Here is a 13874-nt window from a genome sequence, read left to right as displayed (position 1 = left end):
TCTGCGCCCATGCTTTTGGCGTTAAATGCCATTGGAGAAATAAGTGAATAGAATTTTAACAATGTTATTAATAATTTCTTTCTGCCCCTTATCCTGGGCTGATAATTCGCCTAAATATAAAAGAGGCGATTGTATTACTCCTGTTGTGAAGTCTTATTCTTGGTATGGAAAGTACGCAACAGTTGAGGCTTATTCTATCATTGAGGGTTTTACTAAAAATAAGTCATATATTTTGGCTTTCCCATTGAGCGGTTCTAACAGCACTATATTTGATAAAGAAATAGAGTCTGTAACTAAAAAAGTAAATTTTTCACTATGTGGAAAGTAGAGAGTAAGCATTTAACAAGCAGCAGCAACGGACTCGTCAAACTGTCACTTGTTTTGCAAAAAACCGCAAAACAAGCGCCAGTTTAACTCACCGCTGTGCTGGGCGTTATGTATATATTCGTGCAAGAATCAATTTCATGGAGGAAGTTAAATGCGTAGTTTTAAAGAAATAAGTGAGCGTGCGATAGTTCTATTTTCTGTTGTTGAAGCTTCAGATAGAGAAAATAGGGTGGAGATTAGAGATTGGCTAAAATCCCAGAACTTATGGGGTGCAGTCTCACCTAATGAAAAGAAGCTGTTTGGTAAAGCAAAAGTAAGCGAAAAACAGCTTATAAATGCCTCCTGGCGTGTAGAGGCTTTGGAAGCTGTCGTATGGGCTTTGGGGCATTTGCCGGATTTATCTCCAAGTTCAGAGCAATGCGATTACGATGCAATTGAAGATATTTTCGAATTCTTTCTAAAAGATTCTACTACCTTTTTTGAAAAATCTAAGTTGCGGTCAGAAGCTGAAATCCAGTCAACACTTGATAATATTTATGATCAACACTGGAAAGTGCGTGATGCTGAAATAAATAAAAAAGAAACTCCTAACAACTTAGATGGTGGAGTTATTCGAGAAAAACATTACGCTTTAAACTGGATGACTGGTTATGAGAATCAAGACTGGGATAATGTCTCCACAGACACATAACAAGGCCAGCCAGAGGGACGCATTCTGCGCCCCTGCTGGCGGGCGTTATGCAATTTAAGGATGAATAAAATATGAACCAACCTTGGTCTGAAAAACTAATTCAAAAGAACATTGCTGATTTTCTGATTGAAGATTTACTAGAAGAGGCTGAAATTACTATCCCGGATTCAATCCTTAAGGGGTTAAAGGTTACTGTCGAATCCAGTGAAGATTTAGAGGTTCTCAGTTCTGCAATCGATCAACTTCGAGATATTGTTGACGAGGACCTCCTTATATCAATTGAAGAAGAATATGACGAAATTTCAGATGACCTAGAGTGGTCAAAAACTGATAAAGGTCAGTCTATTCTGAAAATTAATGACTGGGCTCAGTCATTTTATGAAGAACTTCGCTCGAACGAATCATATAAAGATGTAATGGTAGGAGGGCACACAGAGAAAGACGTTATCTTTGTCACTGGAAAAGTGACCTCTGGAGAGTTTCTGGAAAAATTGAAGTCTTTTATTGATTCCAAACAACCACCAATGGAATTGCTATATAAGGTAGAGGTTGTTGCATAACAAACTGATCAACTTTGCTCCTTGCAGTCGCCGGAACTCACTTCGTTCGCCCGGTTATCAAGGGCGTTAAATGGCAATGAGCATGATCGCAGAGTACTACAAATTAGGCATGGAGAAATATAGGTCTGAAGGGGCGGAAGATGAGTGGTTTTGTTCAAAGTTAACAGAATCATTACTCAACAATTGCTCCAGTAATGACGCTTTCGATGCTATTGATCCAATCGTAGCCTTAGCTGTCACGGAGCTAGAAAGCGATCTGTTTTATGATCATATACAGTTTTTGATACAACTTGGCCGTAAAGCTAACACTAGTGAGTCGCCCGATATCCTAAAAAACAGCATTGGGCTCCTGCATCAAAAAGCAACTAAATATGGCCCCCCCCAGGTTACAGCACTGAATGAGCTGTGTACGTGGTTCAGGTTAACCATTTAACAAGGCCAATCAAAACGGATTCCGTATACTGTCGTGTTTTTTGCTAAAATACGCAAAAAATCACGCCAGCATACTCCACCGTTGTTGGCAGCGTTGAGGCTGTAGAAAAACCTCAAAGAGAAAAGTAGAGCGCGCTCTACGTTAAATTTCAAGGAAGTTTAATGGTAAAATCTATATGGATTTTAAACTGAGGCGTATTTATAGAGTGATTTTTACCCTATTTTCATAATGAAATTTAGGCTGTGTGTTTTTCTACAGCCTCGTTAGGTGTAACGGAATGATAAACTCTTGAAAGTATTTGGATATATTTTAAGTGCTTTACTAGTGCTGATTATTTTTCTTATAGCAATTTATCTAGCACTTGACTGGATGCGACCTGTTGCAGACTCCTGTCTAGATTCTGGGGGAAGTTATCATTACGAAACCTGCACTTGTGACTATGAAAATAGCCATCCCTATAAAGAAATGCACCAATGCAAGTAACCACACATAATAAAGCCAGCCAATTCGCCAACAAGCTTTCTGGATTCGTAAACTCTCCTGTGCTTGCGGGCGTTAAGCATCAAAGTGGTACATATGGAATATACCCTCTACGATCTACTCAATAAAATTAGCGTTCGCACTGGCATGTATATTGGCGAGCAAAAATTATCAAATTTGCGCTCATACATAAATGGTTTCGAAGCCGCTATGTACACTGCTAACATTAAAAATAATACGATTCCAGCGTTTTCGGGGTTCCATAATTGGGTTGCAGAAAAGTATGGATTTTATGAATCCACAGCAGGCTGGCAAAATATGATTCTGGCCGTAGAAATGGGATTATCTCCACAAGATATCAACTGGGATACATACTCAAAAAATGCTGATCGAAACCAACATGAAAAATCGTTAGAAAGATTTTTTTGTCTAGTACTAGAATTTAAAAATTCATAATTATTATTGTCATGAGTGCCTTAATTAATTTTTTAAAGACGTCGCGTGTCCTGTATTATATTTCTCTGCCATAGATATAGAATAAATGGTTAACTGTCAAAGTAGGTATGCAATGAATTATTATATTATTTATCATTATAATATTCTCGATAGAGAAAGAATCGAACTATTAGGGCCATTATCCGCGCCAATAGTTGAAAAATTTGGTGGCGAACTAGTGATTGCCAACTATTTAGATTTTTTAGAAGGTTCTTCGCCATACTCACATATGGTTGTTTATAAATTTAAAAGTAAAGAACTAGCAAAAAGCTTTTATGAGTCCGAAGAAAGTCGAGCGTTATCTAAGCTAAGAAACGAAATTACTGAAGGTTTTGTCGTTTTAATGCCACAATTCGAGATGCCCAAATAAAGTGGTGCATGGTTAATCTTGATTCACAAATAACAAGGTGTTTAAACGGAATATGTACTTTCCTCTGCAATTCAGATATCTCTAATTAGGCATAAGATGAATAAAATACTTATAAAAATATTGTGTATGTCTTTCTCGTTCAGTGCAGTACTCTCAGCTACAGCGAATGAAGATCAGGTTTTTGAAATATCAAATTCTGAGATTGTGACTATTGAATCTACTATTTTGAATCGTAAATACGATCTTTATATTAAAGTGCCTCGTGATTATTTTGAAGAAAAGAATCAATCTAAACAGTATCCTGTTCTTTATTTAAATGATGGTCCCCATACATTTAAAGTTGCAGCAGGTGTGACTCATTTTCCAAGCATGGATAAATCAATAGTAGTTGGAATCTCTTTTGCGCATGGAGAAAATGGTCAGAATAGCCGCGTACGAGATTTTACGCCTGTTGTGGATAAAAGTTGGAAAAAGTATGTAACGGGGGGCGCCACTGAGTATCTGGCATTTATTGAAAGGGAAGTATTTCCTTTTGTAGAAAAAAATTATCGTATTGACGTTCATAACAGAATACTCTCAGGGCATTCTCTTGGTGGCTCTTTTGGGGCATGGGTATTATTAACCAAACCATCACTGTTTTCTCGCTATATTTTAACGAGCCCTTCTTTGTGGTTCAAAAATGATTATATATTCGATTTAGAAAATGAATTTTCAAAAACCAATAATTCACTAAATGCCAAAATATTCGTCGCTACTGGTGCTTTAGAAGTGCCAGAAAACGGAATGCGGAATGATATGGTTGATGGTCATGTAAGATTTATAAAACGTCTGCGTTCAAGGCATTATCAAGGATTATACATCAGTGATGAAATTGTCGAGGGTACAGACCATTACTCGACTTTTCCTGTTGGGTTAGCCAAAGGTTTAAAATTGTTTTATCAAGAATTGTAGTATCAGTGCCTATACATAGAAAGCGGTTAAATATGGACGATATGAAGTTGGCTTTTTTCTTCGTTAAAAATTTAGTCAACAATATTTAGCCTGTTAATAGGGTGTTATAAAAATCGTTAAAATCAAGGATTAATGAATGAAAACAGATATGTTTGGTAAAATTTATATTGCATTAATGTCAGTCTATTTTGTCGTATCAGGCTTTAATGCTTTATTGGATGTTGATTCTAAGCTAGCAAGAATAGGTTTAAGTGCTTTAGACTCAGATGGGAAAATTGCATTTATTTTAATCTATTGCAGCCTAATGATCGGCATAGGGGTTTCTATTGCTTTGTTATATTACTTTAGTAAAACTTGGGTTTATTCTGCGTTACTTGCATCAATAATTATAATCTCATTTATTTGTTTCAGACTTGTAGGCTCGTATTTTGTCGGTGGTATAAGCAATACACAATTATCCTTTATCATAATAGAGTTACTTGAGGTGGCAATAGGCATAACCCTCTTATATAAATCAGGTAAGCTCAATCGAAAGTTTCCCTAGCAAGTTATGAAAGCAGTAAAAATGGTGCTACGTTCAGAATAGAAGCTATGGCGCCCCAAATTGTTGGATTACGTGATTGTTCGGGGGTTATGAATTACATGCACTAATATTGAGTGACATTATTCTCCTGTAATACCGAATCTTTTTGTGTGTACTTGTGGATACCCAATAGAGCATCTAATTACATCGATTAAGAAAGATGAATAAAAGGTTACATTAAGTGCAGGAAAAGAAATATATCGTATCATCAATGTTCTATAAACTAATTGGTGATCATGTGGTACAACCTTAACAAAGCCATTAAGGTAGGCCCATCAATAGATGTGACGATGTAACGTTTTTTATGACAAAGCATTATGCGCCAGATAGAGGTGAAATATGAAAGTACATTCAAGACCGTTGAATTCAGCTGATTTTGAACGAATGAGAGAGATTTTAATTCGAGATGGCACAAATGAATGGAATTACATTACAGATGAAAGCATAGATCTACAATTTCAATTAATACAACACGACAAGGCACTTGCTGTCCTAGCAGAAGAGCAAGAAATAATGGGGTTTGCGATTTTAATCTTTAAAGAAGCATGTCCTCCTGAGTTAAGTCAATATACGAATCTTTCAACAATTGCATACATTAATGATGTGGTAGTGAACAAAAATTATAATGGTAACGGCATTGGCACTGCGTTACTGCAAAAGGCAATTGAATTAGCCAAAAAAGAACAATGCGAAAAGGTATATATTGAACGTCATGAAGAAAACTTAGCATCTGCGGGGATGATGCGAAAAGCTTCTTTTCAAATTGTTGATACCTTCTATGATCCAAAAAAACGTACGACAGGTTCAAGAAATACATCTGTGCTTGTAAAAAACACATAATAATTAAGCCTATAAATAGAAAAATAGACGTCATTGTTTCTTACGATGATAGCTAATTATTCTTCTGCTTAGCGTGATCTTATGTGTTTAACCGATGCTTTATGCATTTATAAATTATCAAAAAGCGTTTATATGGATGTAAATTTACTTGGTATTTTCGTAACGGTAGCAATAGCGAATTTTCTTGCATTAAAATATAAATATAAAAGAGCCAATTAATCAGCCGCTTCGTGGCTGTGGGGTTATTCTTCACTGCCCATCATAAACAATATTAAGTTTTATGAAATAAGCATGTTACTACAAAAAATAAGTACTCTATTTTTAAATTACATGATCTAAATACGCTCATTTTGTTTGAAACGAGGGTAGTCTTTAATAAAGTGTTCAATCCAAGAGGATATTTGCTTGCTCGATACCTTGAATGTATTTAAGTAAGCGTCGCGTAATTCTTCTAACGATGCCCAGTCTTGAGGTTCGTTTTCAGACAGGTCAAATGCCTTCATGCTCCAGTTATCAATTTCTCTTTTTTCGATAGGCTCATTCATGAGGATATTGACATTTTTATGACGTGTATCAAGTTGAATGCGATCAAGCAGAGGGGTGAGGTGTTCGGCTTCACCTTCTAATATTTGAATAAACTTGCCTTTATCAAAAAACAATATGCCAGTGATATTATTCGTTAAATTATGAGTGATAGCCGTCTTTAATATAGCCCTTAGGTCACTGTTTAAGTCACTAAGGGGGCGGTCATAATCACTAATATACATAACAAGTTGCATCTAACAGTACCTACACAATAGTTACAATCAGTATGGCTTGTTATGGGTGATTTACCAGATACTTAATGGGGGCGCATAGCCACATCTAATAGGCTATTAATAATCTGTTGGTAGCTGTCATAACGACGCTCGCTAATGTGGCCATCTTCTAATGCCTTTTTGATCGCACAACCGGGTTCAGCATTGTGTTTACAGTCGCGGAACTTACAGGTGCCAATGAAGGGTTTGAATTCAACAAAGCCTTCAAGAATCTCATGTTCTTCCATGTGCCATAAACCAAACTCACGAATCCCTGGGCTATCGATTAAATCGCCGCCGCTAGGGAAGTGAAACAGGGTTGCGGTTGTGGTGGTATGCTTACCTTTACGGCTTTGCTCGCTTAGTGCACCCACGCGAATGTCTTCATCAGGTAATAGGGTAGAGATAATACTGGATTTACCGACACCACTTTGGCCCACAAACACACTAATGCGGTCTTTTAAGAATGCTTTTAAGTCTTCTAAACCCTCTTCAATTTTGGTGCTGGCATGCATAAAGCGATAGCCAATTTCTTGGTAATCGTGCACAAGGTGCAAAAAGTGCTCTTGGTTCTCGTCGTTAATTAAGTCGATTTTGTTTAAACATAAAACCGGCTCAATGCCGCTCATCTCAGCGGCGACTAGGTAGCGGTCAATTAAGTTGCGGTGAGCATAAGGCTCGGGTGCCACCACAATGACCATATAATCTATATTTGACGCGACACTCTTTAACTCGCCATACATGTTGGGGCGACGTAATTCAGACTCTCGCTCATTACGCGCAACCACTACGCCGTGTTCGTCTTTACCTATGCGCCATACGACAGAATCGCCCGTGACTAAGCCGCCAAGGTTGGCACGCATGTGACAGCGCTTTTGCTCGCCATCGTCACCCTCGATTAATACCTGTGTGCCAAAGTGAGCGATAACTTGCCCAGACTGCTCGGGACCAAGGTCACCACCTTCTAGTTCGTCATGAATTTGCTCTTCTTTCTTATTGGCACGCTCGCTGCGCTCTTGCTGGATCTTATTGATTCGCCAAGTCTGACGTTTATTGAGCTTTCGTTTTGACATAGATATGTGTTCAAATTGGTCTTTAATGAATTATATAGTGCTTTGCCACGTAAAGCAGTGCTCAAGGCAAAAAGGACACAAGATGGAAAACAAGCATAACCTAATTTGGATTGACCTTGAGATGACAGGCCTAGAGCCCGCCACCGATGTGATTATTGAAATTGCCACAATTGTTACCGATGGTGATTTAAACATTCTAGCTGAAGGCCCTGTGTTAGCCATTCACCAACCAGACAATATCATTGATAACATGGACGACTGGAACACCAAAACCCATGGTAATTCTGGCTTAGTACAGCGTGTCAAAGACAGTAAAACGAGTGAAGCCGAAGCGGTAAAACAAACCATCGCCTTTTTACAGCAATACATAGGCAAAGGCGTTAGCCCTATGTGTGGTAACAGTGTTCATCAAGACCGTCGTTTCTTAAACAAATACATGCCAGAGCTAGAAGATTTTTTCCATTATCGCAACATTGATGTGAGCACGTTAAAAGAATTGGCCCGTCGCTGGGCACCAGAAAAATTATCCGGTTTAACCAAAAAAGGGTCTCATCAAGCGTTAGATGATATCCGTGAAAGTATTGAAGAAATGCAGTATTACCGTAAAACCATTATGAGCATCTAACTAACATTATCAGGAAATTATTATGAAAAAATTATCAGTTTTAATCTTTCTTATGGTTTCCAATTTTAGTTACGCTCAAACACAAAGCTACTTAGGTTATACATACAAAAGCCTCACCTTTGAAAATATAGGTGAGGACTCCTCTGCAATTGATTATGACGACTCGGGTTTTCAAACATTAGACTTTACTCTCAATGTTGGCGATAACATGTTCTTTGGTATCATTGCCGATTTAGATCAAGATCAAGAACGCAGTCGTAATATTTTAGTGAAGTTTGGTTTAGGTGATTGGGGCGCGAGCATTGAATCAGGAAAAATTGCTGGGCGCTTCAAAAGTGATAGCGATTTAGATTACCAGCCGATACAAAGCGAATTTGAATACGACTACCAAGGTTTTAAACTGTACAGCTATGATAGTTGGAACTCAAAATCCGGCGTAACCTATGCAAAGTGGAGCCAACCTTCTAAAGTCGTTGTGAATTTAGCTTTCGATGATAGCTATTGTGCGACCCGCGTATGTGAAGTGTCATGGATAGACCCCGAAGTCGAATATATGTTTTTTGGGTATTACATGGCGAATCAATTAATGGAGCGTTTGGCAGGTGGGGCAGGATACGAATCAGGGTTTAATTCTGAAGTGTTTGCTGAGATCGGTTATATGACCATAGAGCCCTCAGATGCCAATATAGCCAGAGCCAATAATGATGTGGACTCCACGGTTTCAGCTGACAGTCTTTCTGGCTTAGCCAGTCGGTCTACCTTTCAACTTGGTTATTATGGGTTATTAGAATTTGATAAAAACTCAGGTTTAGCTTGGGGTGTGGGCTATGAGGTGAGTTTAACCGGTATTATATTAGGTGGGCGCTCCACCTCAGAAGAAGATTATGTTGTTACGCCGAATCAACTAACGGTTGGTCACGGTATTTACTTAAAAGCCATGATGGCCTTGTAAGTAAAATATAAAATACTTCTCAGCGTTTTTTTAAACGTCTTTTAACTGGCCTACCTGATGATAAATATTGAGTTTATCTTGCATCGTCGTTTGTCGCTCTCGAATCAGTTTTAAATTTTCGACTAATAGCTTTAAATCGTCTAATTTTTTGTCCTGGGTGCTTTCTGCTTTAAAAAACGACTGGCTATCATTCAAATGCCTTGGATGGCGTCAAATCATCAGGTTTAGATTGGCGTATATGGTGTTGATTCAGAGGGTCATTGTTGACAATTAAATCACTTTGTTCGTTTTTAATTCTATTTTGAAAATACGCCTGAACAGATGCCCGTTTTTCAGATGCACTCATATCAATAGCCGTCGTAGAGCTAGACTCTAGTAATACACTGTTTTGAATTTGAACCTGTGAAGGTAAGACATTCGAGTTGAGACTTGCGGTTTGTGCATTATTGAGCGGTACATCACTGAGCTGCACATTGTCGAGTGTAATGGGGTTAGAGTCGTTCGGTAAGTCTAAGGTTACACTGGTCTCTGCATTTCGGGCATTAACAATGTTGTTGTTGAATTGAAACTGAGTTAAAGGTGAAATATTCTGGGTAATGGCACCGGTATTATTAACATCTATTTCTCTTGTACGCTCTAATTGGCCTTGGCCAAACGCTTGATCAGCATAATAAATTTCTTGAATACTAACGGCGGCACCGTTCTCCATTAATGCAACACCGCTGCGTGCCACTTGGGCTTGAAAGTTACCTTGTGAATCGTAAAGATCAAAATCCATTTCTGCTGACTGCAACGCAATGGCACCTAAACCAACAGTGGCAAGATCTTGCAGTTGTTGCTCACCATCTTGATTAAAATCCATAAAAGACAGTTGTGCGAATATGCTGTCGTTTTCGTCGATCCAACCATTACCATCTTCATCGTACGCACTTAGCTCGGCAAACCCATAACCGGTTTGAGGGCCAAACATTTCACTGCCATCATCAATGATGCCATTTTCGTTTTTATCAAAGACTAAAAACCCCGTGCCTGTGGCGGTTTGATGTAAGGTTTCGGTATGGCCATCGCCATTTAAATCAAATTCAAAATAACTGTCACTTAATTGAGCCGGACCGCCGGTTAAATTAATCACCAGCGGATCAATCAAATCTCGACTGCCGCTGAATTGACTGGTTTGCGTGACTTGCATATCGCGGTTGGTAATTAAGTTCTAATAAAAAATCAATCTCGCGACCATCTTCTGTGGTGACTTTTCCCAGCGTATTCATTTGAATATCCGTATTCGATTCAAAGGCAAATATACGATTGATTGCCACGTCGATGGCCATGCCACTATTTTGCCCTGTTGATGATAATGCCCGCACGGTAATTATCATCAACAGGGCGAGGCGGGTAATGGATTCGATTGCATGCGTGTTTTGTGCGACTTGAAAATTACCATCCGCATCTTTAATTAAACTCATGCTGGTGCTATTGATTAAGCTTAACGCTTCAATGAGTTGAGATTGCTTGATCGACGCTGAAGCACTATTAGCACTGCCACTGCCACGGTTAATAGAAATACTGGAGTCGAGCACACGCGCAGCGGTTTGTTGCTTTTGTGTGTTTTGGTTAAACACCAAATTGGATGACGTTATTTTCATAAGTGCACCTGTGCTCGATAAATTAAATATCGGCATGGCGCATTATGTCTTTAATTTTTTTTTAGATGGTTTAGCTATTTAAAAGGTTACAGCAGCATGTCTTTTTCTATATTCACAAATTCATCGCAACTTTGTATCAAGCCATTCGCCGTTAAAAACTCTACACCATAGACTTTAGTTTTTACTTTAAATTTATTGCGGACTTTTTCTAGTAAAATTGCAAAATCCCCATCACCACTTAGTAATACGACTTGATCAACCTCTGGTGAGCATTCCATGATATCAATGGTAATGCCCACATCCCAATCCCCTTTGGCACTGCCATCACGCCGTTGAATGAAAGGTTTAAGCTTTACCTCAAAACCAATGTTACGCAGGGCATCTTGAAATTTTATTTGGCTATCAATGCCACGGTCGATGGCATAAGCATAGGCGTGGGTGATGGTGCCTTGCTCGCTAAGATCAGCCCATAGCTTTTTATAATTAAAAGAGCGCTTGTACATGTCACGGGTGGTGTAATAGATGTTTTGTACATCTACGAACACTGCGATATTGGTCATGAGGTTTCGCTTTTAGGCAAAGAATGCTCCACATAATAACAGTTTGAAGGGTGAAATTCTGCTTTGTGAAATTTTTGTGACAGGCAGGACATGACCACCGCCCTGCTTTAGTATTAGCTACACTTTTCTTATGAGTCTAAACCATCGTTGTTTGGGCTGAATTGGTAGGAACATTCAAAATGGATGTCAACGTGGCGCCCACTCCCCCCGCTGAAAATGAAACAACCCGTTCGGTTTTTGAGTCAAAATTAGCATTGGCCGATGATAACGAAACGCAACTGAATGACGCTCAGATATTGCATGATTTTGTGCAGTGTCATAAAGGTCAGTTGAAAACCTATGTGCCGGAATATCTTGAGCTTGATAAAATTATTAGCCAAAACCAAGATGTGATTGGTGTAGAGTTATTGGCTGATATTGCTGTGCATAATATTCAATTGCCGATTCCTATGTTGACCATCGGCTCGCCTAAAACAAGTGAAACCACTTTTTTTATCAGCGCGGCTATTCATGGTGTCGAGCGTATCGGGACTCAAGCCTTGCTGGCGTGGTTGCAATCGTTATTGCAGCGTTACCGTTGGGATGGGTTATGGCGTAGCCAGTTTGAAACCGATGTGGCGCTCGTGATTTTACCCATGGTGAACCCGGCTGGTATGTATTTAAACACGCGCTCAAATGCCAGTGGTATTGATATTAATCGCCACGCGCCAATTGAGGCAGAAGACCCTGTGCCGTTTTTATTAGGCGGGCAGCGGTTCAGTTCGCGCTTACCTTGGTATCGCGGTAAACAAGGTGGTGAGGTGCAAACAGAGTTTGCTGTACTTGAACAAGTCATTGATCGTATTACCTCAAAAGATAAGCCTGTTATTGCATTAGATATTCACAGTGGCTTTGGTTTTAAAGATCAACTTTGGATTCCTTATGCGTTTAGGCGTCAGCCTATTAGTGATGTGCCCGTGTATATGGCGCTTAAAGTTTTATGGGAGCGCAATTATCCAAATCATAATTATTTATTTGAACCGCAGTCCACGGCGTACTTAAGTCATGGTGATGTGTGGGATTATTTTCACCGTAAATGTCAGCAGCAAGGTCGCACTTTATTACCGATTACATTAGAAATGGGCTCTTGGAATTGGGTGAAAAAACGGCCCATTCAGTTATTGAGTTTTAGCGGATTATTTCACCCGACGGTGCCGCATCGGCATGCGCGGGTATTGCGTCAGCATTTAGGATTAATGGACTTTTTGTTGGCGGCAACTCGAAATTTTGAACAATGGAAACCCAGTGGTGATCAATGGTATGCAATGGAGCAAGTTGCGCTTTCTATGTGGTATCAAGATTAGGGTGTGACGCGATACCGCAATATTTAATTTTAATGCAACAAAAAAAGAAGCCATAAGGCTCCTTCTTATTTGGCTGAGCCGTCTGTTTACATGGCGGCGTTTCTTGCAGCCTCTAACCATGAGTCAAACAGTTCTTGGTTGTTTTCAATTCCAGTTAGTTGTGTGACGTTCAATATCAGCTAGGGTGTTTTCACCATCAGCGATGAGTTTGTTTTCGGCTGAAATTGCGTTGATATTTAATTTAGCCACTTCAAATAGTTTTTTAGCCGCAGGGTTTGCATCAGCAAATGCTTTGTTCACAACGACTCGTTCGCTGTTTACATTAAACCCATAGTTATCACCATTAGCGAGCTGAGTATCGGTGCCTTGTGGGTGTGCAGAGCGAGGCACTTGTAGCCAGATTACATCTTGGCCTGGTATTAATACACCGGATACCCAATAAGGAGTCCATGTGTAATACACAATTGATTGGCCTGCTTTGTAGCGTGCAATGGTGTCAGAAATAATAGCCGCATAGCTGCCTTGTACATGGTTGACGGTATCACGTAATTCAAATGCATCAAGTTGATGATTGATCACTGCTTCACAGCCCCAGCCGGGTTGGCAGCCTGTTAGGTCTGCTTTGCCATCGCCAGTTGAGTCAAATAATTTAGCCAGTTTTGGGTCTTTCAAATCATCAATAGTATCAATGTTGTATTTTTCAGCGGTGGCTTTGTCCATTAAATATCCTTGAGCCGCACCGGTAATGTATTTACCTAATCGAATGATTTTGTCGTTGCCGCCTGAATTTTTAAACATTTCATTGTGCAGAGGGTCCCAACTTATGGCGGCCCATTGAATGTCATTTTGTGCAATGGCGGTGTAGCCTGCGTTGTATTCAACTTCTAAAATAGGTTGAACGTCATAACCGAGTTCTGCAAGTGCACGGTTAATCACTAAGGTTTGAAATTTTTCTTCAGCGATGGGGCTGTGGAATCCTTTTACGCTAACACCTGCACCAGGTTTATTGGCACTGCTGGTTTCAGTGGCGGCATCAGGTTTGTCTGAGCAACCTGAAATAAGGACGGCCAACAAAACCGGCAGGGCGGTTAATGATTTCATAAATGTCATATCTGCTTCCTTTTAAATGAATGTTTAATTCAAAAACATGT

The 13874-nt window shown here is 39.4% G+C and carries 18 protein-coding genes; 12 read left to right on the top strand and 6 right to left on the bottom strand.

Features of this window, described 5'->3' with window-relative positions; genetic code table 11:
• Positions 1-43 precede the first annotated feature (43 nt).
• The 9 genes from ACU6U9_RS04050 (at position 44) to ACU6U9_RS04010 (ending at position 5730) form a co-directional block, all read left to right on the top strand.
• Positions 44-328 (top strand): hypothetical protein, encoded by a 285-nt coding sequence (locus tag ACU6U9_RS04050; protein WP_446733787.1) that lies wholly within the window; start codon positions 44-46, stop codon positions 326-328.
• 150 nt (positions 329-478) lie between these two features.
• Entirely contained in the window at positions 479-1018 is a 540-nt protein-coding gene (locus tag ACU6U9_RS04045; protein WP_446733786.1) for a DUF4272 domain-containing protein, read from the top strand.
• A gap of 71 nt (positions 1019-1089) precedes the next feature.
• On the top strand, positions 1090-1578 hold the full coding sequence (locus ACU6U9_RS04040; RefSeq protein WP_446733785.1) for a hypothetical protein: 489 nt from the start codon (positions 1090-1092) through the stop codon (positions 1576-1578).
• Between the two features lie 70 nt (positions 1579-1648).
• The gene (locus ACU6U9_RS04035; protein ID WP_446733784.1) at positions 1649-2011 is read left to right on the top strand and encodes a hypothetical protein; all 363 of its coding nucleotides are present in this window, start codon (positions 1649-1651) and stop codon (positions 2009-2011) included.
• A 576-nt stretch (positions 2012-2587) separates the two neighbouring features.
• Positions 2588-2947: a hypothetical protein gene (locus ACU6U9_RS04030; protein ID WP_446733783.1), complete on the top strand. Its 360-nt coding sequence runs from the start codon at positions 2588-2590 to the stop codon at positions 2945-2947.
• A gap of 112 nt (positions 2948-3059) precedes the next feature.
• Positions 3060-3356: a DUF1330 domain-containing protein gene (locus ACU6U9_RS04025; protein WP_446733782.1), complete on the top strand. Its 297-nt coding sequence runs from the start codon at positions 3060-3062 to the stop codon at positions 3354-3356.
• Between the two features lie 96 nt (positions 3357-3452).
• Positions 3453-4307 (top strand): alpha/beta hydrolase, encoded by an 855-nt coding sequence (locus ACU6U9_RS04020; RefSeq protein WP_446733781.1) that lies wholly within the window; start codon positions 3453-3455, stop codon positions 4305-4307.
• A gap of 136 nt (positions 4308-4443) precedes the next feature.
• Positions 4444-4851: a hypothetical protein gene (locus tag ACU6U9_RS04015; RefSeq protein ID WP_446733780.1), complete on the top strand. Its 408-nt coding sequence runs from the start codon at positions 4444-4446 to the stop codon at positions 4849-4851.
• Between the two features lie 378 nt (positions 4852-5229).
• Complete coding sequence (locus tag ACU6U9_RS04010; protein WP_446733779.1) at positions 5230-5730, top strand: GNAT family N-acetyltransferase; 501 nt, start codon at positions 5230-5232, stop codon at positions 5728-5730.
• 335 nt (positions 5731-6065) lie between these two features.
• On the opposite strand, the gene ACU6U9_RS04005 is transcribed toward ACU6U9_RS04010, so the two are convergent.
• Both ACU6U9_RS04005 and rsgA read right to left on the bottom strand, forming a co-directional pair.
• Positions 6066-6509 carry a BLUF domain-containing protein gene (locus ACU6U9_RS04005; RefSeq protein ID WP_446733778.1) on the bottom strand — a complete coding sequence of 148 codons (444 nt, stop codon included), beginning with the start codon at positions 6507-6509 and terminating at the stop codon, positions 6066-6068.
• A 62-nt stretch (positions 6510-6571) separates the two neighbouring features.
• Entirely contained in the window at positions 6572-7600 is a 1029-nt protein-coding gene (rsgA, locus tag ACU6U9_RS04000; protein ID WP_446733777.1) for a small ribosomal subunit biogenesis GTPase RsgA, read from the bottom strand.
• Positions 7601-7682: 82 nt separating this feature from the next.
• Here rsgA and orn point away from each other — a divergent pair, with 82 nt between their 5' ends.
• Positions 7683-8225 carry an oligoribonuclease gene (gene orn, locus ACU6U9_RS03995; protein ID WP_446733776.1) on the top strand — a complete coding sequence of 181 codons (543 nt, stop codon included), beginning with the start codon at positions 7683-7685 and terminating at the stop codon, positions 8223-8225.
• A 22-nt stretch (positions 8226-8247) separates the two neighbouring features.
• Positions 8248-9177 (top strand): hypothetical protein, encoded by a 930-nt coding sequence (locus ACU6U9_RS03990; protein ID WP_446733775.1) that lies wholly within the window; start codon positions 8248-8250, stop codon positions 9175-9177.
• Between the two features lie 187 nt (positions 9178-9364).
• On the opposite strand, the gene ACU6U9_RS03985 is transcribed toward ACU6U9_RS03990, so the two are convergent.
• The 3 genes from ACU6U9_RS03985 to ACU6U9_RS03975 all read right to left on the bottom strand — a co-directional run bounded on the left by ACU6U9_RS03985 (position 9365) and on the right by ACU6U9_RS03975 (position 11380).
• Positions 9365-10366, bottom strand: coding sequence for a hypothetical protein (locus ACU6U9_RS03985; protein WP_446733774.1), 1002 nt, complete (start codon positions 10364-10366; stop codon positions 9365-9367).
• A complete protein-coding gene (locus ACU6U9_RS03980; protein ID WP_446733773.1) occupies positions 10317-10820 on the bottom strand; it encodes a hypothetical protein in 504 nt (167 codons plus the stop codon). The genes ACU6U9_RS03985 and ACU6U9_RS03980 overlap by 50 nt, the downstream gene beginning before the upstream one ends.
• Before the next feature lie 86 nt (positions 10821-10906).
• Positions 10907-11380: a LabA-like NYN domain-containing protein gene (locus tag ACU6U9_RS03975; RefSeq protein ID WP_446733772.1), complete on the bottom strand. Its 474-nt coding sequence runs from the start codon at positions 11378-11380 to the stop codon at positions 10907-10909.
• Positions 11381-11559: 179 nt separating this feature from the next.
• On the opposite strand from ACU6U9_RS03975, the gene ACU6U9_RS03970 reads away from it, so the two are divergent.
• On the top strand, positions 11560-12723 hold the full coding sequence (locus ACU6U9_RS03970) for a M14 family zinc carboxypeptidase (RefSeq protein ID WP_446733771.1): 1164 nt from the start codon (positions 11560-11562) through the stop codon (positions 12721-12723).
• 144 nt (positions 12724-12867) lie between these two features.
• On the opposite strand, the gene proX is transcribed toward ACU6U9_RS03970, so the two are convergent.
• A complete protein-coding gene (gene proX / locus ACU6U9_RS03965) occupies positions 12868-13833 on the bottom strand; it encodes a glycine betaine/L-proline ABC transporter substrate-binding protein ProX (RefSeq protein WP_446733770.1) in 966 nt (321 codons plus the stop codon).
• Between the last annotated feature and the right edge of the window lie 41 nt (positions 13834-13874).

This window comes from Pseudomonas sp. HK3 (assembly GCF_052920985.1).
This window is presented reverse-complemented; position numbering and strand designations above follow the sequence as displayed.

What these genes read in the sequence shown, in the direction of transcription:
- ACU6U9_RS04010 (WP_446733779.1), top strand. Translation starts at nt 5,230, where the DNA reads ATGAAAGTACATTCAAGACCGTTGAATTCAGCTGATTTTGAACGAATG.
- ACU6U9_RS04030 (WP_446733783.1), top strand. Translation starts at nt 2,588, where the DNA reads ATGGAATATACCCTCTACGATCTACTCAATAAAATTAGCGTTCGCACT.
- ACU6U9_RS04045 (WP_446733786.1), top strand. Translation starts at nt 479, where the DNA reads ATGCGTAGTTTTAAAGAAATAAGTGAGCGTGCGATAGTTCTATTTTCT.
- ACU6U9_RS04040 (WP_446733785.1), top strand. Translation starts at nt 1,090, where the DNA reads ATGAACCAACCTTGGTCTGAAAAACTAATTCAAAAGAACATTGCTGAT.
- rsgA (WP_446733777.1), bottom strand. Translation starts at nt 7,600, where the DNA reads ATGTCAAAACGAAAGCTCAATAAACGTCAGACTTGGCGAATCAATAAG.
- ACU6U9_RS04020 (WP_446733781.1), top strand. Translation starts at nt 3,453, where the DNA reads ATGAATAAAATACTTATAAAAATATTGTGTATGTCTTTCTCGTTCAGT.
- ACU6U9_RS04005 (WP_446733778.1), bottom strand. Translation starts at nt 6,509, where the DNA reads ATGCAACTTGTTATGTATATTAGTGATTATGACCGCCCCCTTAGTGAC.
- ACU6U9_RS03975 (WP_446733772.1), bottom strand. Translation starts at nt 11,380, where the DNA reads ATGACCAATATCGCAGTGTTCGTAGATGTACAAAACATCTATTACACC.
- ACU6U9_RS03970 (WP_446733771.1), top strand. Translation starts at nt 11,560, where the DNA reads ATGGATGTCAACGTGGCGCCCACTCCCCCCGCTGAAAATGAAACAACC.
- ACU6U9_RS03990 (WP_446733775.1), top strand. Translation starts at nt 8,248, where the DNA reads ATGAAAAAATTATCAGTTTTAATCTTTCTTATGGTTTCCAATTTTAGT.
- ACU6U9_RS03980 (WP_446733773.1), bottom strand. Translation starts at nt 10,820, where the DNA reads ATGAAAATAACGTCATCCAATTTGGTGTTTAACCAAAACACACAAAAG.
- orn (WP_446733776.1), top strand. Translation starts at nt 7,683, where the DNA reads ATGGAAAACAAGCATAACCTAATTTGGATTGACCTTGAGATGACAGGC.
- proX (WP_446733770.1), bottom strand. Translation starts at nt 13,833, where the DNA reads ATGACATTTATGAAATCATTAACCGCCCTGCCGGTTTTGTTGGCCGTC.
- ACU6U9_RS04015 (WP_446733780.1), top strand. Translation starts at nt 4,444, where the DNA reads ATGAAAACAGATATGTTTGGTAAAATTTATATTGCATTAATGTCAGTC.
- ACU6U9_RS03985 (WP_446733774.1), bottom strand. Translation starts at nt 10,366, where the DNA reads ATGCAAGTCACGCAAACCAGTCAATTCAGCGGCAGTCGAGATTTGATT.
- ACU6U9_RS04035 (WP_446733784.1), top strand. Translation starts at nt 1,649, where the DNA reads ATGGCAATGAGCATGATCGCAGAGTACTACAAATTAGGCATGGAGAAA.
- ACU6U9_RS04025 (WP_446733782.1), top strand. Translation starts at nt 3,060, where the DNA reads ATGAATTATTATATTATTTATCATTATAATATTCTCGATAGAGAAAGA.